Below are 22,557 nucleotides of genomic sequence, written 5' to 3' on the forward strand. Positions count from 1 at the left end.
GCTGCCGCCAGTGGGACGATCGAGGGCGGGGCGAGCCGTGAACAACGTCCTGGCTCGCAACACCGGCGATTCAGCGCGGGGTCAGCACGAACACGCGCAATTCGCGGTCTCCCGAGCGGCGGTCGTAGTCGTCGTAGGCGGGCCAGGTCGGCGTGATCACCTCGTGCCACAACCGGTCCCGCTCCTCGCCGGTGACCAGCCGCGCCCGCACCGGCACCCGCCGGGACACCAGGTCCACCTCGGCGTCCGGGTTCGCGAGCAGGTTCGCCGACCAGCCGGGATGCGCGGCCTGACCCCAGTTCGACCCGATCACGATGTACTCCGCGCCGTGCGGGACGTACATCAACGGCACCGATCGCGGGCGGCCGCTCTTGCGCCCGGTGCAGGTCAGCACCAGCGAGGTCAGTCCGCCCATCCGCGCCAAGCTCACCCGGCCGCCGGTCCGCCGCTGCACCGCGAGATCGGCGGGCACGAGCTTCTTGCCCACCGACGCGAACCACTGCTGCCTGCCCAGGTACTGCGCCACCTTGATCATCGGAGTCACGCCGCAACCCTGCCACACCTGGCCCCGAGCGCGGTGGACGCGGCCGCCGCACCGCGCTCGGCCGCCGGTCAGATCGCGGTCGCCAGCGAGAGGGCGAAATCGTTCCCGTCGTCGAGCCACCAGCGACTCAGCTCGAAGCCGGCATCGGCCAGCTCACCCGCCACGCGTTCCCGCCGGAATTTCGCCGAGATCTCGGTGCGGATCTCCTCCCCCGCGGCCAGTTCGACGGTGAGTCCGAGGCCTGCGACCGGTACCCGCATCGCGCGGCTCGCCCGCAGGCGCATCTCGATCCACTCCTGCTCGGCGTTCCAGCGCGCGACGTGCTCGAAGGCGTCGGCGTCGAACTCCGCGTCCAGCTCCCGGTTGAGCACGCGCAGCACGTTGCGGTCGAACTCGGCCGTCACTCCCTGCGCGTCGTCATAGGCGCGCACCAGCCGGTCCGGGTCCTTCACCAGGTCGGTGCCCAGCAGCAACCGCTCCCCCGGCCGCAGCGAGGACCGCACCGCGGCGAGGAACCGGGCGCGTTCGGCGGGCAGGAAGTTCCCGATGGTGCCGCCGAGGAACGCCACCAGGCGTCCCTGCCCGGCAGGCACCGCGGCGAGCTCGGTGGTGAAGTCGCCGACGATGCCGCGCACCCGCAGCTCCGGGTAGTCCACCGCGATCGCCGCGATGGCCTGGCGCAACGCCGACTCGGAGACGTCCAGCGGCACGAACTCCCGCAACGTCGAGGTCTTGCGCAACGCGTCCAGCAGCAGCCGGGTCTTCTCCGACGAACCCGACCCGAGCTCGACCAGCGTGCCGGCACCCGTGATCTCGGCGATCTCCACGGCGTGCCTGCTGAGGATGTTGTGCTCGGCGCGGGTCTGGTAGTACTCGGGCAGCTCGGTGATCCGTTCGAACAGTTCGCTGCCCGCGGCGTCGTAGAGCCACTTCGGAGTCAGCCACTTCGGCCGGTCGGTCAGGCCCGCGCGGGCGTCGGCCCGCAGGTCCCTGGCCGCGTCGGCCTCGGTGAAGTGCACGATCAGTTCGGGCTCGCTCACGGTAGTTCCCCCTCGTTCAACGGCTGGACCCGCACGGCGCGGGAGTCGGCGACGACGAGCCTGCGGTCGGGTACCGCCGTCCACTGCTCGTCATCGCCGAACGGTTCGGACGACACCGTCACCGAGTCCGCGGTCCGCCGCACCGACAGCGCGTGGCCCCACGTGGTGGCGATCAGCGTGGTGCCGTCGGTGAGCAGCAGGTTCATCCGGGACTCCGGCCGAGTCCGCACCACCTGCTGGAGTACCTCGCACACCGCCTCGGCGGGGTCTTCACCGCGCCGCAACCGGTGGCGCAGCAACGCCCACAGCACGGCGGAATCCGTCGGTGCGTCCAAGGTCATCAGGTCGACCACGTCGAGCTCACCGGCCGCTTTCGCCAGCGACTCCGGCCAGCCCGCCACCACCCCGTTGTGGCTGAACGACCACTGCTGCTCGGTGAACGGGGCGCAGGCCGTCTCGATCACCGGCATGCCCACCGTCGCCGAACGCACCGCCGCCAGCACCGCGCTCGCGCGCTGCCTGCGCGCGAGCCCGCCGAAGGCGGAGTCCGTCCACATCGGAACCGCGGCCCGGTACCGGGCGGGCTCGGTCCCGCTCTCGTACCAGCCGACGCCGAAGCCGTCGACGTTGACGGTGCCGCCGCCGCGCATGTCCCGCGGCGACCAGGTCTGCTCCAGCAACGAATGCGCCGGATCCAGCAGCAGTTCCGCCAGCGAGACCGGCGGTCCGACATAGCCCAGGTGCCTGCACATTCCGGGTCAGCCGAGCTCGCCCGGACGCGGCGTGCGCGCACAGCGGAACCCGGCGAAGATCTGCCGCCGGATCGGCAGGTCCCAGTTGCGGAAGCTGCCCCGGCAGGCGGCCGCGTCGGTGCCGAACGATCCGCCGCGCAGCACCTTGTGCTCGGGGCCGAAGAACACCTCCGAGTACTCCCGGTACGGGAACGCGCCGAAACCCGGATGCGGCAGGAAGTCCGAGGACGTCCACTCCCACACGTCGCCGATGAGCTGCCGCGCTCCGCACGGCGCCGCGCCGAGCGGATACGCCCCGGCGGGCGCGGGCCGCAGGTGCCGTTGACCGAGGTTGGCGTGCTCCGGCAGCGGATCCGCATCGCCCCACGGGTAGCGCAGCGACCGGCCGGTGCTCGGGTCGTGGCGGGCGGCCTTCTCCCATTCCTGCTCGGTGGGCAGCCGTTTCCCGGCCCACCGCGCGTACGCCTCGGCTTCGTGGAAGCTGACGTGCAGCACGGGTTCCTCGTCCGGCAGCGGTTCGACGTGCCCGAAACGGCGCCGCAGCCAGCCGTCGCCGTCACGCCGCCAGAACCTGGGTGCGCCCAGTTCCGCGTGCTGCCGGTACGCCCAGCCCGCTTCGCTCCACCACCGCGGGTCGTCGTAGCCGCCGCCTTCGACGAAGCGACGGTATGCGCCGTTGGTGACCGGAGTGGTGTCGATGAGGAAGTCCGCGACGTGCACCTGGTGGGCGGGGCGCTCGTTGTCCAGCGCCCACGGCTCGGTGGAAGTGCCCATCGTGAACGGTCCGCCGGGTACCAGGACCTCCGGGGCGAGGTCGCCCACGGCGGCGGGCGGCGACTCGGCCGTCAGCACCGGTGCTCCGGTGCGCAGCTGGTGGGTGGCCAGCATCGTCTCGTCGTGCTGCTGCTCGTGCTGCACGATCATGCCGAAGGCGAACGCCTGCTCCACCAGCCGCCTGCCCTCCAGCGGGGCGCGGTCGAGCAGGTCGAGCACCTTCTCCCGGACCGTGCCCACGTAGGAGCGCGCTTCGGCCGGCCCCAGCAGCGGAAGCTGCGGCCGGTCGCGGCGCGGGTGCTGGAAGGCGTCGTAGAGGTCGTCGATGTCCGGGCGGATCGCCTCGGCACCACCGACGTCGCGCACCAGCCACAGCTCCTCCTGGCTGCCGATGTGGGCGAGGTCCCACACCAGCGGCGACATCAACGGGGAGTGCTGGCGGGTGAGGTCGTCATCGTCGACGCTCTCGGTCAGCGCGACACTGCGCCTGCGGGTGCGGATCAGTTCGTCGGCGACGCGCGAACGCAGCCGCTCCACGCCGAGTTCGGCGAGGTCGCCGCGGCTGACCTCCGCCGCGGTCGTCGTTTCGGAATCGCTCTGGGTATTCGACCTGGTGCTCACCGGGTCACCTCCAAGTTCGCGGATAACGATCGCGCTCGGGGAGTCACTGCCCCTGTCCCCGACGCGCGGGACTTCGCACACGTCGATCAGCGGGCTTCGGCGAGCCGCCGGGCCACCGTCTCGGCCAGCCGGCTCACCAGTTCCGGTGCTTCGCCCAGGCCGTCGAGACATCGACCGGCGAGTTCCACGACCGCGGTGGCGGTGCGGGCCAGCACCGGATCGGCGAGCCCGATGCGGGCCGCGTCGACCCACCGGCCGGTCACCGGAGCGGCCAGCTCCAGCACCTCGTCCACGGTGGACTCGTCGTGGAACAGGGCGATCAGTGCGGCGGCGGGCAGCATCCACCCGTCGCCGAACTGCGCGTCCAGATAGCGCACCTCGAGGTATCCGCGCGGCCGCACCGGCGGGAACATCGTGGTCAGGTGGTAGTCGAGGTCGTCGAACGTCGGCGGGGCCGGCAACGCACCACCGATCCACTCGGCGAAGGTGACCCCGCCCGGTGCCCCCCAGTCGGTGCCGTCGCGGCGCAGGCACAGCAACGCCGTGTCCAGCACACGGCGAGCCCAGTCCGCGGCCGGGTCGGCGGTCGCCGGACCCGGGCGCATCCGCGGGATGTCGGTGCGCAGCAGCGATCGAGTGCGCGCCGACGCCCAGCCGGTGGGTTCCCCGAACAGCTGCGGTGAGTTCGCGAACGCTGCGATCAGCACCGGTCCCAGCGCGTGCAGCGCGGCCCAGCGCGGCGCGACCCGATGCGGCTCACCCGCGTCCAGGCACACTTGCACACCGGCCGTGCTGCACATCATCAGGCGCCCGCCGATGCCGATGCGGTCGAACGCGCATTCCATCGCCGCGTAGCGCGGGACGTGCAGCAGCCGGTGCGGAGTGCGCCACGGATCCGTGCCGTGCTCCCCCAGCAGCAGCGCGGCATCGGCGAGTCGGCGCCGGACGTAGTCGGCGTCGGCGGCCACCGTGTCGAACAGGGAGCGCATCGAAGGCGAGGGAAGGCTGGAGACCTCGACCTGGCCACCGGGCTCGACGGTGAGGGCGGAACCGTTCGGCAGCGGACGCTGCGGACTGTCCGGGACCAGGGAGTGGGGAGCGTGCGGGCCGAGTGCGCGGATCAGCGTCCCGGCATCGAGCGGCCTGCGGGGATCGTCGGCGTGATGAACGGTCCATTCGAGTTCGATGCCGAGCAGTTTCGGAGGCCCGTGTTTGAAACAGACCGAGGCCACGTAGGTCTCGGCTTCGGCTCGGGTGCGGATTCTGGAACTGGGAACCTCGGCGGGCGGACGCGCCGCGGTCGCGGAATCGATCGACACGGTCATGCTGATCACCACCTGGGTGAGTGCACCGACGCTACCGAGGACCGACGTTGGTCGCACCCGTCCGGTCGAGCACCCGGCCCGATTCGCGGACCAACAGTGGAAATGACACGAATCGGACATAATCACTCGAATTGGCGGGATCGGCGCGCAGGTGTGCGGAAAAGTCCAGTGCCTATGCGTGATACTTCCCCAACAGGTGGACGGTTGCCAACAATACGTACGTACGGATTGCATCGGGCCGCGCCGAGCTGGGACGATCACCCAATGCCCAGGGTCAGTCAGGATCACCTCCAGGCCAGGCGCCGCCAGATCCTCGACGGTGCCCGGACCTGCTTCGCCCGCCACGGATACGAAGGCGCCACCGTCCGCAGGCTGGAAGACGCCACCGGATTGTCCCGCGGCGCGATATTCCACCACTTCAAGGACAAGGAATCGCTGTTCCTCGCCTTGGCCGAGGACGATGCCGCGCGCATGGCCGACGTCGTGGCCGAACAGGGCCTCGTGCAGGTGATGCGCGATCTGCTCGCCGACCGCACGCCCGGCGGCGGCACCGAACCGGAGACGGAGTGGCTGGGCACCCGGCTGGAGGTGTCCCGGCGGCTGCGCACCGACTCCGAGTTCCGGGCACGCTGGGCGCAGCGCTCCGAGCAGCTCACGGCCGCCACGAAGGCCCGGCTGCAGTGGCAGCGCGCGGGCGGCAACCTGCGCGACGACGTGGACGTGGACGTGCTCACCGCCTACCTGGAGCTCGTCCTCGAAGGACTCGTCTCGCACCTCGCGATGGGGCTGCCCGCCGACGACCTCGGCCCGGTGCTCGACGTCGTCGAGGAGAGCGTCCGGCGCCACCGGAGCAACTGACCGCCCGCGGCGCGTTCAGTGAGTCGCCACCTCCGCAGCGGGCGTAAAGTCGCGGCGGCGGCCGCAGCCGAGCCGCCGGGAAAGGAACGGGCGCACGCGATGGTCAGCGAGTGGTGGAACCGCTTCCTCGCCTCCGACCCGGCACTTCGCCGCCTGCGCAACGCCACCCGCGTGACACTGGCGACGGCCTTGGCGCTCGGGATCACGCTCGGGCTGCTGACCTGGTTCGGCAGGCCGATGACCAACGGGATGATCGCGGCGGTGGTGGCGATCAACTCGACCACGGCCGTCAACGACGAGACCGAACGCGAACGCCGCCGCACCACGCTGCTGATGCCGCTGCCCGCGGCCGTCTCACTCGTGCTGGCCGTCTCGACCGCGAGCCTGCCCGTGCTGAACGTCGGGTTGTTCCTGCCGGTGGTGTTCGCGGCGACCTACATCCGGCGGTTCGGACCCCGCTACTTCGCCTTCGGCATGGTCGCGTTCATGGGGTACTTCTTCGCGATGTTCCTGCGCCCGCAGCCGCCCCAGCTGCCCGACCTGCTGCTGGCCGCCGTGTGCGGCGCGCTCAGCGCGTTCCTGATGCGCTTCGTGCTCCTGCGCGACGATCCGCGCGGCATCCTCGACCGGGGGCGCCGCACCTTGCGCGCACAGGTCCAGGGGCTGCTGCACGACGTGCGCAACGTCGCGCAGCACCCCGAAGGCACGCGTTACCGCAAACGGCTGCAGCACCGCTCGGTGCGGTTGAACGAGACCGCCCGGATGCTGGAGAACGCCGTGGCCGAACTCGAAGGCCTGGACGAGGCGGAACGGGAACTGCTGCGGCGACGGATCCTGAACGTGGAACTGACCGCGGAGAACCTGCTCAACCCGCTGATCCGGGTGATCGACCACCCCAGCGGCGGCGCCGCGGTCGCGCAGGCCGTGGCGGGGTTGCTCGCCGTGGTCCGCAGCGACGCCTCGGAGGTCCGGGCGGCCGCCCGCGGGCTCGCCGACCGCATCGAACGCGATGGTGTCCGGCCCGCCGATCCGGATGCGGCCGAGTCCCGGCGGGACGGCTCGGTGGAGCTGGCGATGGCGATTCGCAGGCTGGGCGCCGCGCTGGCCGAGCTCACCGCCGCGAACGAAGACCTCGGCCGAGTCGCGCCACGCCCCCGCGACGACGGGTCCGACGGTGCGGACTCCGACGACGGGGACTCCGGAGGCGCGGCATCCGGAGAGCGGGCCACCGGCGACCGCACCGAGCAGGAGACGGGCCTGCGCCGCCCCGAGGTGCGCACGGCCGTGCAGGTCACCTGTGCCGCGGCGGTCGCGATCGTGCTCGGCCAGCTCGTGTCGCCGAACCGCTGGTACTGGGCGGTGATCACGGCGTTCGTGGTGTTCATCAGCGCCAACAGCCGCGGTGAGCTGGTCGTGCGGGCCTGGCAGCGAACCGCGGGCACCATGCTCGGGGTGCTGGCCGGTGTGCTGGTCGCCGCGCGCATCACCGGGGACTCGGTGGCCGAACTGGTGATGATCCTCTGCTGCGTGTTCCTGGCGTTCTACCTGGCGGGGGTCTCCTACGCGGGGATGACGTTCTTCCTCACCACGATGCTCGGAGCGCTCTACGGCGTGCTCGGCACGTTCAGCGTCAACGTCCTCGGTCTGCGGCTCGCCGAGACCGCGATCGGCGCGGTCGCCGGCGTGCTGGCCGCGACCTTGGTGCTGCCCACCCGGACGCGGCGGCTGCTGTGGAACAACACCGAGGATTTCCTGCTCCAGCTGCGGGACATGCTGCGGTCGACCGGCAGCGCCGTGAGCGGCGGCGTCTTGGGCGAGGGCCTGCGCGAAGGTGTTCGGGAGGTGGACGAGTCCCTGCACACCACGTTGTCGAGCGCCCGCCCGCTGGTCGCCTATCGCCTGCCGTCCCGGCGCAGTTCGCTGGATCGGTCGCTGACGGTGCTCACCGGCTGCGCCTATGCCACCCGCAACCTCGCCCAGGTCCTGCCGCCCACCGTGGAGATGATCGACGACGACACGCGGACTCGGCTGGCCGAGCTGCTCTGGGCACTCGCCGAGATGGCGCATTCGGCCACGAGCGAGGCCGAGCAGAGCTTCGCGGCCGCGCGGGAATCCGCGGCGAAGTGGGCCGACGACCTGCGTGACATCGCCGAGTCGCTGCCGCAGGATCCGACGTCGCTGCACCGGACGCTGGCCCTGCTGGACCGGCTGCGTTCCTTGCTGGAGGACGCGGCCGCGGAGCTCGGCGTGCCGAACCAGGGACCGTCCCGGCGCGGCGAGGGAACGACCCGGACATGAGACGGCGGGCGGCCCGTCCGGACCGCCCGCCGCATCGCCGAACTCAGATCACGGCACTCCGTGCATCAGCTTCTTGATCTTGGGTGCGGCCAGTGCGAGCAGACCACCGCAGGCGATGGTGGCCAGACCGATCACACCGAAGTACAGGGTCTGGTTCGCCGGGTCGTAGAGCTTGACCACCTGCGCTCCGATGCCCTGCCCCATCGCGGGCGCCAAGAAGTACAGGCCCATCGTCTGCGAGGAGAACACCGCCGGCGCGAGCTTCGTGGTCACCGACAGGCCCACCGGAGAGATCATCAGCTCACCGATGGTGAGGACGACGAAGACCATCGCCACGACCAGCGCGAGCTGCTTGCCATCGGCGTTGGTGATGAAACCGGACAGCACGGCCCACAGGAACCCGAGGCCGACGAACACGACGCCGCCGACGAACTTGATCGGCGTGCTCGGCTGGCGGTCGGCCAGCTTGAGCCACAGCGCGGCGAACACCGGCGCCAGGATGATGATCGCCAGCGAGTTGATCGACTGGAACCAGCTGACCGGGAACTCCCAGCCGAACACCTCGTTGGTGGTCTGCATGTCGGTGACGATCACCAGCGTGCTCGCCTGCTGCTCGAAGAGCAGGAAGAACAGGGCCGTCGCGAGGAACAGCGGGATGTAGGCGACCAGCCGGTCCCGCTCGACCTTGGTGATCTGCTTGCTGCTGAGCATCACCGCGAAGTAGACGATCGGCAGCACGGCCGAGATCACCGTCACCAGGTTGACCAGGCCGCCCAGCCCGATCGTCCCGGTGCCGACCAGGCCCACGAGCACCACGACGAACAGGGCCGCGATGCCACCGGCACGCCCCAGCACGCCGCCCTTGTGCTCGGCGGGCAGCGGGTTGGCGGGGACCTGGCTGACGCTGGAGAGGTTGCCCCTGCCCAGCACGTACTGCACGAGACCGAGCGCCATGCCGACCGCGGCAGCGCCGAAGCCCCAGTGGAACCCGATCTCGGACTGCAGCAGCCCGGCGATCAACGGCCCGGCGAAACCGCCGAGGTTGATGCCCATGTAGAAGATCGAGAACCCGGAGTCGCGACGCTGGTCCTGCTCGGTGTAGAGGTCACCGACCATCTTGGACACGTTCGGCTTGAGCAGACCGGTACCGGCGATGATCAGGATGATGCCGATGCCGGTGGTGGTCAGGCCGCCGGGCACCGCCATCGCGATGTGCCCGAACATGATCAGCACGCCGCCCCAGAACACCGCACTGCGGGCGCCGAGCAGGCGGTCGGCCAGCCAGCCGCCCGCGACACCGGTCAGGTAGACCGAGGCGCCGTAGGCGGACACCAGCGAGGTGGCGGTGGTCTCCGGCAGTCCGAGACCACCGTCCTGTATCGCGGTGTACAGGTACAGCGCGAGGATTCCGCGCATCCCGTAGTAGGAGAAGCGCTCCCACATCTCGGTGAAGAACAGTGTGGACAATGCCCGCGGGTGCCCGAAAAAGCCCTGCTGCGGCGCGTCCGCAACCGTGGGGGTACTCACGATCACGACCTCTCTGGTGCTGGTGCGGCGGGTGGCCGCGTGCGGAACTGCGCAGAGGTTACGCCCTCAGGAAATGGTGTGAACCACAACCCGGAAATACGGTGAAAACTCGAGGGTGCCCCCTCACTTGATCATCGAGCGCCACGGCACCGGTTTCCCGGGGGCGTCGCGGGCGTCACGGTGCGCCGTCGTAGTGCTCCGATCGGGATATACTCGAGTCGCATATTTCCGTTTTCCCCCGAGGAGTGACACGTTCGGTGCCCACGGCACAGTCTCCTGAAGGTAGTACCGAGCCGGGACCGAGCAGTCCCGGCTTTCCGTTCACCAGCACAGGCCCGCAGCGAGGTGATCGCTGATGGCCATCGTGCTCTCCGTCCTCGGAATCCTGTTCGTCGTGGTGCTCACCTTGGGTACCGCGCTCGCAGTGGCCGCGGAATTCTCCCTGACCTCACTGGAACGCAGCACGGTCGACGCGCATGTCACCCAGGTCGGTGACCGGCGGGCCAAGGCCGTCCAGCGCGCGCACCGCACGCTGTCGTTCCAGCTCTCCGGCGCCCAGGTCGCCATCACGCTGACGACGTTGATCACCGGTTACGTGGCAGAGCCGCTGATCGGTGAACTGCTGCGACCGGTCTTCCTGGCCACCGGCATGCCCAACGCGGTGGCCGGACCGATTTCGCTGGCGGTGGCGATCCTGCTGGCCACCACCCTGTCGATGGTGTTCGGCGAGATGGTGCCGAAGAACCTGGCCATCGCCCGCCCGCTGCCGACAGCCCGCGCGGTCTCCGGCTACCACTCCCGCTTCTCGCAGATCTTCCGCTGGCTCATCGACAGCATGAACAACAGCGCGAACTGGGCCGTGCGACGACTCGGCATCGAACCGCAGGAGGAACTGCGGTCGGCCCGGTCACCCGACGAACTCGGATCGATCGTGCGGTCCAGCGCCGAGCACGGAACGCTCGACGAGTCCACCGCAGCACTGATGGACCGGTCGCTGCGCTTCGGCGACCGCTCCGCCGACGAGCTCATGACCCCGCGCGTCAAGGTGGCGTCGCTACCCTCGGACGCCACGATCCTGGACCTGCTGGCGGTGGCGCGGCGCACCGGTTTCTCCCGGTTCCCCGTGCACGACGGCGACCTGGACAACGTGCAGGGCGTGGTGCACGTCAAGCAGGCCTTCGGCGTTCCCGGCGACCAGCGCGACACCACCCCGGTGGGCTCGCTGGCCCGCCCGGTGCCGACCGTGCCGGAAACGCTCGACGGGGACTCGCTGCTGAACAGGTTGCGCGGCTCCGGCCTGCAGCTGGCGCTGGTCGTCGACGAGTACGGCGGCACCGCGGGCATCGTGAGCCTGGAGGACGTGGTCGAGGAGATCATCGGCGACGTGCGCGACGAGCACGACCGGCGGGAGACCGCGGCGGTGCGCCCGCTGGCCAAGGACACCTGGATCGTGTCCGGCCTGTTGCGCGCCGACGAGATCGAGGAGGCCACCGGGTTCGAGATGCCCGAGGGCGAATACGAGACCGTCGCCGGACTGGTGATGGCCCGGTTGGGCCGCATCCCGTCCCGTGGTGATCACGTGGAGGTCGGGCGGTGGCGGCTCACCGTCGCGAGCATGGACCGCCACCGCATCGCCGAGCTGCGGCTGAGCCGGCTGCGGCACTCGCAGCCGAACACCGCCGCCGATGACACCGGCATCTCTGGGGGCACCCGATGAGCGACACCGTGGCGATTCTGCTGGGCGTACTTCTGTTGCTGCTCAACGCCTTCTTCGTGGGTGCGGAGTTCTCGTTGCTGTCCTCCCGCCGGGACCGGCTGGAGGCGTTGCTCGACCACGGCGTCAGCCGGGCGCGCACCGTGATCAAGGCGAGCCAGGAGGGCTCGCTGATGCTCACCAGCGCTCAGCTGGGCATCACGCTGTGCTCGCTGGGCCTGGGGCGGCTGGGCGAGCCCGCCGTCGCGCACCGGCTGGAGCTGCTCATCGCGCCGTTCTCGATGCCCGCCCCGGTGGTGCACGCGCTCGGCTTCACGATCGCGCTGGCGATCGTGGTGGTGCTGCACGTGCTGATCGGCGAGATGGTGCCGAAGAACCTGGCGCTGGCCGATCCGGAACGCCTCGCGTTGTGGCTGGTACCCGCGCTGGTCGCGTTCGTGAAGCTGGCGCGGCCGCTGATCGCGCTGTTCAACATGATGGCCAACGGCGTGCTCAAGCTGCTGAAGGTGGAGCCGAAGGAGGAGCTGGACACCGCCTACACGTCCTCCGAGCTGGCCGAGCTGCTGGTGGAGTCGCGCCGGGAGGGTCTGCTGGAGCAGTCCGAGCACCGCAGGCTGGCGCAGACGCTGTCCTCGGTGGAGCACACCGTCGCCGACGTGCTGGTGCCGCTGGACCAGGTCACCAGCCTGCCGGGCGATCCGACGCTGGGCGATGTGGAGCACGCGGTGTCCAGCACCGGGTTCTCCCGCTTCCCGGTGCGCGCGGAGTCCGGTGAGCTGCTCGGCTACCTGCACGTGAAGGACGTGCTGGACCAGGCGGGCGCCGAACCGTCCACTCCGGTGGCCGCGGCCAGGGTCCGCAGGCTGCCCACGGTGCCGGTGGCGGCCCGGCTGGATCAGGCGCTGACCTCGTTGCGGCGGGCGCGCAGCCACCTGGCCACCGCGGTCGACGCGGACGGGACACCGCAGGGCGTCGTCGCCTTGGAGGACCTCGTGGAGGAGTACGTGGGCACCGTCCGCGACGGCACGCACGTGAACGCCTGACGCTGGTCGGTTTCACCCCGCAAAGCGCGGGTCGTTCCTCGTGAACGGCCCGCGCTTTCGTTTGCGGGGAAGCGGCCGAACGAGTGGTTCGCCGCTTGGGCTGATCGCGTGAATTCGCCCCGACCCGGCACCCGCGGTGATCGAACCGGCACCATCCGTCTCCGGCCACGTGCCCAGCGAACGGGCTCGCCGAGGGTGTTCCGATGCCGTCCGGAGAGCTCAGGAGAGCCTCGTCGGCCGCCTTGACACCAAGATCACGATCGACATACTCCCCCAGGGGGTTTCCGGCACCCGCGTACCACACGGCCCGGCGACGACTTCGAGGCGCGATACCGAGGAGAGACGAATGGCCGATCGGATGGCCGGCAAGGTCGCTTTCATCACCGGTGCGGCACGCGGTCAGGGACGCGGCCACGCGTTGCGCCTCGCTGCCGAGGGCGCCGACATCATCGCCGTCGACCGGTGCGCCGACGTCGACTCGGTCGCTCCGATCTACTCCATGGCCACCGAGGACGATCTGGCCGAAACCGTGCGCGGCGTCGAACAGCTCGGCCGGCGGATCGTCGCGCGCGTCGCCGACGTCCGGGACTTCGACGCCCTGCAGGCGGCGTTCGACGCGGGCGTGGCGGAGCTCGGCCGGGCCGACATCGTCATCGCCAACGCGGGCATCGTCACCTTCGCCCCCACCTGGGAGTTCACCGCCGAGCAGTGGCGGGAGATGATCGACATCAATCTGACCGGGGTGTTCCACACCGCGAAAGCCGCCATCCCGACGTTGATCGAACAGGGCGACGGCGGGTGCCTGCTGTTCACCTCGTCCATCGGCGGGTCGAAGGGGCTGCAGAACACCGGGCACTACGTCGCCGCCAAGCACGGCGTGGTCGGCCTGATGCGCACCCTCGCCAACGAACTCGCCCCGCACAGCATCCGGGTGAACACGATCCACCCGACGAACGTGCAGACGGCGATGATCCAGCACCGGGGGTTCTACGAGGTGTTCAGCGAGCCGGGAGCGGAGCCGACGTTCGAGAACGCGGTACCGGGGATGCGCGCGCTCAACGCGCTGCCCACTCCGGCGGTCGAGGTGTCCGACGTCAGCAACGCGGTCGCGTTCCTCGCCAGCGACGAGGCGCGGTTCGTGACCGGTGCGACCTTCCCCGTCGACGCGGGCGCCTTGATCAAATGAGCACGACCGCCCCACGCGAGGAGGAACGTCCGATGCCCGTGGCCGAGGTCCGCGCCGAGATCGAAGACCTGCTGGCCCGCTACGCGCTCGGCTACGACGAGGGCGACCTGGACCTGCTCGCCGACTGCTTCACCACCGACGCGGTGATGTCCATCGAAATCGACGGTGCGGAGTCCGCAGGCCCGTTCCACGGCCGCGACGCGATCGTCGACCTGGTGCGGGAGACGGCCCGGTCCCAGTCGGACCGGCGCAGGCACGTGATCACGAACCTGGTGCTGGAACAGGCGGGCGACCAGGCACGGGCGCGCAACTACCTGACGCTGTTCGCGGTCGCCGACGGCGCGCTGCGCGCGATCGCCACCGGCTCCTACCTCTCCGAGCTGCGCCGCACCGAGCAGGGCTGGCGGCTCACCAGGCTGCGGATTCGGCTGGACCTTCCGTACTGAGGAGTCCGCCGCGCATCGGCACGGCTCCACCGGCACCGCCACGCCATCGTTGCGAAAGGACTCTTGAGCGCGCCGTGACGATCAACCAGGGGTTCATCCCGGCCAAGTGGGCAGCCTTGACACCGCATGCGCAAGCCGTCTACGACGTGCCCAACGAGCGCCGGGTGAGCTGGGCGGAACTCGATGAGCGGGTGCGCAGGCTCGCCAACGGCCTGCTCGGGTTCGGGCTGAGCCCCGGCGATCGGGTGGCGGTGCTGGCGCGCAACCGCGTGGAGTACTTGGAGCTGTACTTCGCCTGCGGGCGGGCCGGGCTGGTGCTGCAACCGCTGAACTGGCGGCTGTCGGCCGATGAGCTCATCCGGCTCGTGCAGGACGGGACGCCTCGCGTGGTGGTGGCCGAAGCCGAGTGGTCGGCGCAGGTCCGGCTGCTGCAACGGGCTTGCGACGTGCCGCACTGGCTGGAGTTCGCAGCCGGATACGAGGAGCTGCTCGCCGCGTCCAGCGACGCCGAACCGGACCGCAGCGAGCACATCGGCGGCGACGACCCGTTCTTCATCCTCTACACCGGAGGCACCACGGGACGCGCCAAAGGCGCCCTGCACACGCACCGCAGCGCGGAGGCGGGCGGGCTCAACCAGACCGTGGCGGAACGCATCGTGCCCGGCGACATCTACCTGATGACCGGGCAGATGTTCCACATCCCGATCGTGCTCGCGATGAACTACCTCCGGCACGGGTGCCCGCTGGTGCTGGTGAACTTCCAGGCCGAGCAGGCGTTGCGGATCATCGAGCAGGAGCGGGTGTCGGCGTTCCTGGGCATCACCACGATGCTGAACTGGATGATGGCCGTACCCGGTTTCGCCGGTCACGACCTGTCCAGCCTGCGCAACATCCAGTACGGCGGCGGCCCGATGCCCTCGTCGATCGTGCGCGCCGCCCTGGATTCGTTCCCGTGCTCGCTGATCCAGGGATACGGCCAGACGGAAGGGCCGGGCATGACGTTCCTGTCCCAGGAGGATCACGTCGCGGCGCTCGCGGGCGACCATCCGCACCGGTTGCGTTCCTGCGGGCGGGAGGGTTTCGGCGCGCGGCTGCGCGTGGTCGACTCCGGCGGGGCCGAGGTGCCGCGCGACGGGCGCACCCCTGGCCAGATCATCGTGCGCTCGGAGGCGAACATGGCTCGGTACTGGAACCGGCCGGAGTTGACCGCGAGCACCGTCCGCAACGGCTGGATGTGGACCGGCGACATCGCGGCCTGGGACGAGCAGCGCTACGTCTACATCGTCGACCGGGCCAAGGACATGATCGTCTCCGGCGGCGAGAACATCTACAGCGTGCAGGTCGAAGAGGCCGTCGCCGCCCACCCGTCGGTGCTGGAGTGCGCGGTGATCGGCGTGCCCGACGAGGAGTGGGGCGAGAACGTCAAGGCCGTCGTCGTGCTCAAACCCGGCGCCGCGGCCACCGAGGCGGACATCATCGGCACCGCCAAGCGGCACCTGCCCTCCTACCAGAAGCCGAGGTCGGTGGATTTCGTCGCGAGCCTGCCCAAGGCGCCGACCGGCAAAGTGATCAAGCGTGAGCTGCGCGACCCCTACTGGGCTGATCAGGAGCGGTCGATATGACAACTGCCGTACCCGACGAGGCCGGGCTGGCCGAGCTCGTCGGCACCGAGTTCCCCGGCGGCGAATTCACCTTCGAGCAGTGGTGGGTCCGGCTCGTCAACGACTGCGCGCTGGCCGACCCCGCGGACGAGGCGGGGAGCCCGGTGTTCGTGTTCCTCGCCGCGACCTCGGCGATGGGCGTGTCCTGGGAGCAGCTGTGGTCGTGGTTCGGCGCGCGGGAATCCGACGGTCCGATGGCCGGGGAGATCCACACCGTGCAGCACCGGTCGCTGCGGGTCGGCGGCACCTACGCGGTGCGCGGCCGCATCGAGTCGGCGCGGCGCAAACGCGGCGCGCGGACCGGGGTGTTCGATCTGGTCGGATACCGCCTCGACCTGCACGAGACCTCCGGAGAGCTCGCCGCGACCTGCACGAGCTCGATCATCTTCCCGAGGAGGAGCCGGTGAACGCGCTGCGGCCCGGCGACGTGCTGCCGGAATACCGGGTCGGCCCGATCAGCGCCGAGAAGATGAAGACCATGTCGGCGCTGATGCGGGACGCGAACCCGATCCACTTCGACGTCGCCGCGGTGCGCGGGCTGGGGCTCGGCGATCGGGTGATCAACCAAGGGCCGCTCAACCAGGCTTACGTGGTGAACCTGCTCAGCCGGTGGGCCGGTGGCGCGCACCGGGTCCGGGAGCTGCGGCTGCGCCATCTCGGCGCGGTGCACGCAGGGGATCGCCTGCGTGCGCACGGCACTGTGACGGAAGTGTCCGAACAGGACGGTGAACGCCTGGCCCACTGCGAGGTCGGACTCGACGTGCTCGGCGGCGATCCGGTGCTCTCGGGCACCGCGACCGTCCATATCGGAAGGTGAACGGTGACGGACGACGTGCAGCGGTTCCGGCTGTCCTACGGGGACTGCGACGCGCTGGGCATCGCGTACTTCGCGATCTACTACCCGTGGATGGAGCGCACCTACAGCAGTTGGCTGCACGGCCACGGCCTGCGTTCCGCCGAGCTCGCCGGTGAACTCGGCGCGGGCACCGTCGGCGTGCACTCCGAAGCGACCTACCTGGCGCCGGTGCACGTGTTCGACGAGCTGACCTGCGCGCCGGTGCGGGAGCGGATCGGCACCACGTCCTATTCGGTGGGCTTCGAGTTCACCCGAGACGGCGAGCTCGTCACCTACGGGCGGATGACCTTCGCCTGCCGAACGCCGGAGGGCGCCAAAACCCCGATTCCGCAACGGCTGCGGGAGCTGCTCGAAACGCTGCGCGCCGCGACGGGAAGTTGATCTGACTCGGATCACCGCCCTCCCCGACCGCACGAGACGATCTCGACACCGCCGAACAGCCCGCGCGGACCGCTGACCTATCCTGGCAGCACTATGCGAGTGCTGGGCGAACAGGAATGGCGTGCCCGCCGAGCCGCGCACCAGGAGCGGGTCGAGCACTGGACCGTTCCGCATCGGCGCAGGCAGCGCGCCGGGGAGAAGCACCCGGTGATGGACTTCCTGTTCACCTACTACTCGCACAAGCCGTCGCTGCTGGAACGCTGGCATCCGGGCATCGGAGTCGCGCTGGCCGGCGGCGACGAGTTCCTCGAGCGACGCGGCTACCTCGCCACCCCGGACGGTGTGGCCCTCGACCCCGCGATGCTCACCGCCAAGCGCCGCGACACGGCGCGCTTCGTGCACGGACTGCTCACCGCGGTGCGGTCCCGGCGGCCGCACCTGGGCTGTTTCGGACTGCACGAGTGGGCGATGCTCTACCGCACCTCCCCCGGCGACGTCCGCCACGAGGCGTGGCCGCTTCGCCTCGGGCACGCGGGCACCGATGAGGTCGTCGAGTCGATGCCGATCAAGTGCAGCCACCACGACGCGTTCCGCTTCTTCACCGAACCGGCCCGGCCGCTCAACGCGCTGCAACCCACCCGCGCCGAGCAGACCGCACTGGAACAGCCCGGCTGCCTGCACAACAACATGGACATGTTCAAGTGGGCCTACAAGCTCGATCCGCTGGTGCCCGCCGAGCTCGTCGCCGACTGCTTCGAACTCGCGGTGGAGATCCGGGAAGCGGACATGCGCGCCAGTCCCTACGACCTCAGCGCCCTCGGCTACGAGCCGATCGCGGTGGAGACCGCCGAAGGCCGCGCCGAATACGTGCGCAGGCAACGTGACTTCGCCGAACGGGCCGCTCCGCTGCGCGCCCGCCTGATCCAGGTGTGCGCGGACCTGCTCGCCCTGGAACCGGCTTCCTGACCGGTCCCCCGGACAGCACGATGGCCAGGCTCCATCGGCGGACCCGAGAACCTGGCCGGCATCTTCATCGCATGAAACGACCGATCGCGACGCTCACCGCCGCTCCCCGCTTGTGCGGGGCCGGGAACGGAACGGACCGGCCCGCCACCGAAGCGGCGGGCCGATCACGTTCAGTCCCGGACGGCCAGGTTCAGCTCGCCGTTGTCGTCGCGCTCGGCGTCGAGCACCTTGTCGCCCAGCAGCTCTGCGGCCTGAGGCTCGAGGAAGACCCGAGCACCGGACTCCTCCACCACCTGGTCGTCTCCCTGCGGCTCGCTGGCGATCGCCGCCTGCAACTCGGCCTGACCGGCCTCGTCGGCGACCGGGGCGATGCGCAGCCCCGAACCCTCGGGCGAGTCACCGCCGGCCAGAACGACCTTGATGACCTCAGCTGCGCTCTCGCTGATCGTGAGCATTGCTGCACTCCTCTCGGAGGCGATTCGGATGATGGAGCCGCCCACCGTAGTGCATCGCCCACAACACCCGCTCACCCCCGCTGGGACGTTCAGCTCTCGTACGCCGAAAGCGGAGGGCACGAGCACACCAGGTTCCGATCGCCCCGTGCGCCGTCGATCCGGCGCACCGCGGGCCACACCTTCTGCGTGTCGGTACCCAGCGGGTAGGCGGCCTCCGCTCGACTGTAAGCGTGCTCCCACGGCCCGGCGAGCGACGCGGCGGTGTGCGGCGCCTGGCCCAGCGGGTTGTCGTCCGCGGGCCACTGGCCGCTCGCCACCTTGTCGATCTCGCCCTTGATCGCGATCATCGCCGCGCAGAACCGGTCCAGCTCGGCGAGGTTCTCGCTCTCGGTCGGCTCGACCATCAACGTGCCCGCCACCGGGAACGACATCGTGGGCGCGTGCAGGCCGTAGTCGGCGAGCCGCTTCGCCACGTCGTCCACCGTCACGCCGGAGGCCTTGGTGATCGGCCGCAGATCCAGGATGCACTCGTGCGCGACGAACCCGCCGGTGCCCGTGTAGAGCACGGGGAAGTACTCGTCGAGCCGCCGCGCCACGTAGTTCGCCGCCGCGACGGCGGTCAGCGTCGCCCGCCGCAGCCCGTCGGATCCCATCATGCGGACGTACGCCCAGGAGATCGGCAAGATCGACGCGCTGCCCCACGGTGCCGCGCTGATCGGCCCCACACCGGTCTCCGGACCGGCCGCGGGCTGCAACGGGTGGTTCGGCAGGAACGGCGCCAGGTGCTCGCGCACGCCGATCGGGCCGACGCCCGGACCGCCGCCGCCGTGCGGGATGCAGAACGTCTTGTGCAGGTTCAGGTGCGAGACGTCGGACCCGAACTTGCCCATCCGCGCCAGGCCGATGAGCGCGTTGAGGTTCGCCCCGTCGACGTAGACCTGACCGCCCGCGTCGTGCACCAGGCCGCACACCTGCTCCACGGTGTCCTCGTACACGCCGTGCGTCGACGGGTAGGTGATCATGATCGCGGCCAGGTCGTCGCGGTGCTGGTCGACGACTTCGCGCAGGTGGTCCAGCTCGATGTTGCCCTTGTCGTCGCAGCGCACCACGACCACCCGCAGCCCCGCCATCACCGCGCTGGCGGCGTTCGTGCCGTGCGCGCTCGCCGGGATCAGGCACACGTCACGCGCCGACTCACCACGGTTGTGGTGGTAGGCGCGGATCGCCAGCAGCCCCGCGAACTCGCCCTGACTGCCCGAGTTCGGCTGCAGGCTCACCGCGTCGTACCCGGTGATCTCCGCGAGCCAGCGCTCCAGGTCGCGCACGATCTCCAGCAGCCCCGTCGCGTCCTGCGCGGGTGCGAACGGGTGCACCTCGGCGAACTCGGGCCAGGTGATCGGCTCCATCTCGGCCGTCGCGTTCAGCTTCATCGTGCAGGAGCCCAGCGGGATCATGCTCCGGTCCAGCGCCACATCGGAGTCCGACAGGCGGCGCAGGTAGCGCAGCAGCGAGGTCTCCGAGCGGTGCGTGTGGAACACCGGGTGCGTCATGTACTCCGACGTGCGCAACGAGGCACCGGGCAGCGCGTCCGCGGTCTCCGCGTCGAGCGCGTCGATGCCCGCGACCGATCCGTCGGTGATCCCGAACGCCTCGACCACCCGCAGCAGCGTCTCCCTGGTGGTGGTCTCGTCACAGCTGATGCCGACGAGGTCGTCGTCGATGTGCCGCAGATTGATGCCACGCTCGCGGGCCGCCCGCACGACCTCGGCGGCGCGGCCCGGAACCCGCGCGACGATCGTGTCGAAGAACTCCGCGTGCTCGATCCGCACACCGCCCCGGCGCAGCGCCTCGGCCAGCACCGCGGCCATCCGGTGCGCCCGGCGCGCGATCGCCCGCAGCCCGCTCGGCCCGTGGTAGACGCCGTACATCGACGCGACGACCGCCAGCAGCACCTGCGCGGTGCAGATGTTGCTCGTCGCCTTCTCCCGGCGGATGTGCTGTTCGCGGGTTTGCAGCGCGAGCCGGTAGGCCTGAGAGCCGTCGGCGTCGACGCTCACCCCGACCAGCCTGCCGGGCAGCTGTCGCTCGATGCCCTTGCGCACCGCCATGTACCCGGCGTGCGGGCCGCCGAAGCCCATCGGCACGCCGAAGCGCTGGGTCGTGCCGACCACCACGTCGGCGCCGATCTCACCGGGAGCGCGCACCAGCGTCAACGCCAGCAGGTCCGCGCTCACCACGGCCATCCCGCCGCGCTCGTGCACGCGCTCGATGATCGCCTCGTGATCGCGCAGGGCACCGGAGGCGCCGGGGTAGGCCAGCAGCACGCCGAAAAAGTCGTCCTCCGGCAACCCGTCCGGGCCTGCGGAGAGGTCGGTGACGATCACTTCGATGCCCAGCGGCTCGGCGCGGGTCCGCAGCACCTCCAGGGTCTGCGGCATGACGTCGGCGTCCACCACGAACCGCGGCGACTTCGCCCGGCCGGCCCGGCGAACCAGCGTCATGCCCTCGGCGGCCGCGGTGGCCTCGTCCAGCATCGACGAGTTCGCCACCGGCACCCCGGTGAGGTCGGCGACCATCGTCTGGAAGTTCAGCAGCGCCTCGAGCCTGCCCTGCGAGATCTCCGGCTGGTACGGCGTGTACGCCGTGTACCAGGCGGGGCTCTCCAGCACGTTGCGCAGGATCACCGGCGGCGTGATCGTCGGGTAGTACCCCAGCCCGATCATCTCGGTGTGCGGGCTGTTGAGCCGCGCCAAGTCCCGGAGCTGCTTGAGCGCCTCGGCCTCGGTGGCCGGCTCCGGCAGCGCCAACTGCAGGTCGCGTTCGCGGATGCCTTCGGGCACCGCGGCCTGCCCCAGTTCCTCCAGGGAGCCGACACCGATCACGTCCAGCATGCGCGCCAGTTCGGCGGGCAACGGCCCGACATGGCGGTCGGCGAACGGAGTGCCGTGTTCCAGGGCGGCCAGCGGGATACGGTCTTCGGTCGTCATCGCCACACCTCATTCATCGCGACGGACACAGGGCGGCAGCACGAATGCTGCTCTCCCCCTCTGTCACCGTCCGCGACGCGAACGCCTGAGAGCTTCACCCGGTACGGCGACCGGGCTTGCACCGTCGGCGGGGAACCACCTACCGATGGTCCCTCTTTCCAGAGGTATCTCGCCCGTGCGGTCCAGCAGCCTGAGAGGTTGTCGGGGAGGGTTTGCTCCTTCGGCGCCGCCGGTGACCAGTCACCGGCGAACTCTCCCGCGCGGGGTCAGCGATGCACCGCAGCCTACCCGATCCAGTGACGACTGAAAGTGCGATCTTCATCCCGCTCGATCATCCCAATGCGCCGGTCACGGCGTTGACGGGCGGTGACGCAGGCGTCACGTGGCGCGGCGCTCAGCCGGTCCGGCGATCCCGGCGACGGCGGGACAGCTCGTCGTTCACCGGCTCCTCGTGCTCACCGCCATCGGCACGTTCGGCGGGGAACTCGTGGATGGTGCCGGTGATCTCGCGCATCGCACCGCTGACCGCGATGCCGAACACGCCCTGCCCGCCTTGCAGCAGGTCCACCACTTCCTCCGCAGAAGTGCACTCGTAGACGGTCGTTCCATCGCTGAACAGCGTGATCTTGGCCAGATCCCGCACCCCGCGATGCCGCAGGTGCTCCACCGCGACCCGGATGTTGTGCAGCGAGACTCCGGTGTCCAGCAGCCGCTTGACGACCTTGAGCACCAGGATGTCCTTGAACGAGTACAGCCGCTGCGACCCGGATCCCGCGGCACCGCGGATCGACGGGCCGACCAGCTTGGTGCGCGCCCAGTAGTCCAGCTGCCGGTAGGTGATGCCGGCGATCTGGCACGCCGCGGGGCCGCGGTAACCGACGAGCTCGTCCGGTAGCGCGGTGTCGGGGAACGGTGCCGACTGCTCCGCGGCGGATTCCTCGCCAGGTGCTCGCTCCACCACGCCTGCCTCCCCTCGCCCGGCTCGAAGCCGGCGAACCACCAGAACCCGGCTCGACGCATGATCATCCGCCGAATGGACGAACGATCATGGAACCGGGGCTTCGACCTTCCCCGACCTGGAAAATCACATCGGGGCGATTCGCGCACTCCGACGGTAAGCCCG

General features: G+C 70.2%; 20 protein-coding genes and 1 riboswitch. Of the genes, 11 read left to right on the top strand and 9 right to left on the bottom strand.

Annotated elements, in window-relative coordinates; all coding sequences use genetic code 11:
- Positions 1-70: 70 nt before the first annotated feature.
- The 5 genes from H2Q94_RS15610 to egtA all read right to left on the bottom strand — a co-directional run bounded on the left by H2Q94_RS15610 (position 71) and on the right by egtA (position 5,056).
- Positions 71-535 (bottom strand): nitroreductase/quinone reductase family protein, encoded by a 465-nt coding sequence (locus H2Q94_RS15610; RefSeq protein ID WP_243795714.1) that lies wholly within the window; start codon positions 533-535, stop codon positions 71-73.
- A 77-nt stretch (positions 536-612) separates the two neighbouring features.
- On the bottom strand, positions 613-1,584 hold the full coding sequence (gene egtD / locus H2Q94_RS15615; protein WP_243787834.1) for an L-histidine N(alpha)-methyltransferase: 972 nt from the start codon (positions 1,582-1,584) through the stop codon (positions 613-615).
- Complete coding sequence (gene egtC, locus H2Q94_RS15620; RefSeq protein ID WP_243787835.1) at positions 1,581-2,336, bottom strand: ergothioneine biosynthesis protein EgtC; 756 nt, start codon at positions 2,334-2,336, stop codon at positions 1,581-1,583. Before egtC ends, egtD begins: the two co-directional genes overlap by 4 nt.
- A 6-nt stretch (positions 2,337-2,342) precedes the next feature.
- Positions 2,343-3,647: an ergothioneine biosynthesis protein EgtB gene (gene egtB / locus H2Q94_RS15625; RefSeq protein ID WP_243795715.1), complete on the bottom strand. Its 1,305-nt coding sequence runs from the start codon at positions 3,645-3,647 to the stop codon at positions 2,343-2,345.
- A gap of 170 nt (positions 3,648-3,817) precedes the next feature.
- Positions 3,818-5,056 (bottom strand): ergothioneine biosynthesis glutamate--cysteine ligase EgtA, encoded by a 1,239-nt coding sequence (gene egtA / locus H2Q94_RS15630; protein WP_243787837.1) that lies wholly within the window; start codon positions 5,054-5,056, stop codon positions 3,818-3,820.
- Positions 5,057-5,320: 264 nt separating this feature from the next.
- On the opposite strand from egtA, the gene H2Q94_RS15635 reads away from it, so the two are divergent.
- Both H2Q94_RS15635 and H2Q94_RS15640 read left to right on the top strand, forming a co-directional pair.
- Complete coding sequence (locus tag H2Q94_RS15635) at positions 5,321-5,914, top strand: TetR/AcrR family transcriptional regulator (RefSeq protein WP_243787839.1); 594 nt, start codon at positions 5,321-5,323, stop codon at positions 5,912-5,914.
- Positions 5,915-6,013: 99 nt separating this feature from the next.
- Positions 6,014-8,212: an FUSC family protein gene (locus tag H2Q94_RS15640; protein WP_243787841.1), complete on the top strand. Its 2,199-nt coding sequence runs from the start codon at positions 6,014-6,016 to the stop codon at positions 8,210-8,212.
- Positions 8,213-8,260: 48 nt separating this feature from the next.
- On the opposite strand, the gene H2Q94_RS15645 is transcribed toward H2Q94_RS15640, so the two are convergent.
- The gene (locus H2Q94_RS15645) at positions 8,261-9,739 is read right to left on the bottom strand and encodes a peptide MFS transporter (RefSeq protein WP_309501030.1); all 1,479 of its coding nucleotides are present in this window, start codon (positions 9,737-9,739) and stop codon (positions 8,261-8,263) included.
- 355 nt (positions 9,740-10,094) lie between these two features.
- Here H2Q94_RS15645 and H2Q94_RS15650 point away from each other — a divergent pair, with 355 nt between their 5' ends.
- The 9 genes from H2Q94_RS15650 (at position 10,095) to H2Q94_RS15690 (ending at position 17,992) form a co-directional block, all read left to right on the top strand.
- A complete protein-coding gene (locus tag H2Q94_RS15650; protein WP_243787843.1) occupies positions 10,095-11,456 on the top strand; it encodes a hemolysin family protein in 1,362 nt (453 codons plus the stop codon).
- On the top strand, positions 11,453-12,496 hold the full coding sequence (locus H2Q94_RS15655; RefSeq protein ID WP_243787844.1) for a hemolysin family protein: 1,044 nt from the start codon (positions 11,453-11,455) through the stop codon (positions 12,494-12,496). Before H2Q94_RS15650 ends, H2Q94_RS15655 begins: the two co-directional genes overlap by 4 nt.
- 346 nt (positions 12,497-12,842) lie before the next feature.
- Entirely contained in the window at positions 12,843-13,682 is an 840-nt protein-coding gene (locus tag H2Q94_RS15660; RefSeq protein WP_243787846.1) for a mycofactocin-coupled SDR family oxidoreductase, read from the top strand.
- A 32-nt stretch (positions 13,683-13,714) separates the two neighbouring features.
- Positions 13,715-14,128, top strand: coding sequence for a nuclear transport factor 2 family protein (locus H2Q94_RS15665; protein WP_243787847.1), 414 nt, complete (start codon positions 13,715-13,717; stop codon positions 14,126-14,128).
- Positions 14,129-14,202: 74 nt separating this feature from the next.
- The gene (locus H2Q94_RS15670) at positions 14,203-15,750 is read left to right on the top strand and encodes an AMP-binding protein (protein ID WP_243787849.1); all 1,548 of its coding nucleotides are present in this window, start codon (positions 14,203-14,205) and stop codon (positions 15,748-15,750) included.
- On the top strand, positions 15,747-16,196 hold the full coding sequence (locus H2Q94_RS15675) for a hypothetical protein (protein WP_243787850.1): 450 nt from the start codon (positions 15,747-15,749) through the stop codon (positions 16,194-16,196). The genes H2Q94_RS15670 and H2Q94_RS15675 overlap by 4 nt, the downstream gene beginning before the upstream one ends.
- Positions 16,193-16,606, top strand: coding sequence for a MaoC family dehydratase (locus tag H2Q94_RS15680; protein ID WP_243787851.1), 414 nt, complete (start codon positions 16,193-16,195; stop codon positions 16,604-16,606). Before H2Q94_RS15675 ends, H2Q94_RS15680 begins: the two co-directional genes overlap by 4 nt.
- Before the next feature lie 3 nt (positions 16,607-16,609).
- Positions 16,610-17,026 carry an acyl-CoA thioesterase gene (locus H2Q94_RS15685; RefSeq protein ID WP_243787852.1) on the top strand — a complete coding sequence of 139 codons (417 nt, stop codon included), beginning with the start codon at positions 16,610-16,612 and terminating at the stop codon, positions 17,024-17,026.
- A 93-nt stretch (positions 17,027-17,119) separates the two neighbouring features.
- A complete protein-coding gene (locus H2Q94_RS15690) occupies positions 17,120-17,992 on the top strand; it encodes a 3-methyladenine DNA glycosylase (protein WP_243787853.1) in 873 nt (290 codons plus the stop codon).
- A gap of 170 nt (positions 17,993-18,162) precedes the next feature.
- On the opposite strand, the gene H2Q94_RS15695 is transcribed toward H2Q94_RS15690, so the two are convergent.
- The 3 genes from H2Q94_RS15695 to H2Q94_RS15705 all read right to left on the bottom strand — a co-directional run bounded on the left by H2Q94_RS15695 (position 18,163) and on the right by H2Q94_RS15705 (position 22,395).
- Entirely contained in the window at positions 18,163-18,447 is a 285-nt protein-coding gene (locus H2Q94_RS15695; RefSeq protein ID WP_184479387.1) for an iron-sulfur cluster assembly accessory protein, read from the bottom strand.
- Positions 18,448-18,536: 89 nt separating this feature from the next.
- The gene (gcvP, locus tag H2Q94_RS15700; RefSeq protein WP_243787854.1) at positions 18,537-21,434 is read right to left on the bottom strand and encodes an aminomethyl-transferring glycine dehydrogenase; all 2,898 of its coding nucleotides are present in this window, start codon (positions 21,432-21,434) and stop codon (positions 18,537-18,539) included.
- 168 nt (positions 21,435-21,602) lie between these two features.
- A riboswitch (glycine riboswitch) is annotated at positions 21,603-21,703 on the bottom strand.
- Positions 21,704-21,828: 125 nt separating this feature from the next.
- Complete coding sequence (locus H2Q94_RS15705; RefSeq protein ID WP_243787856.1) at positions 21,829-22,395, bottom strand: MerR family transcriptional regulator; 567 nt, start codon at positions 22,393-22,395, stop codon at positions 21,829-21,831.
- Positions 22,396-22,557: the final 162 nt, after the last annotated feature.

The organism is Saccharopolyspora gloriosae, from assembly GCF_022828475.1.
GTDB lineage: Bacteria > Actinomycetota > Actinomycetes > Mycobacteriales > Pseudonocardiaceae > Saccharopolyspora_C > Saccharopolyspora_C gloriosae_A.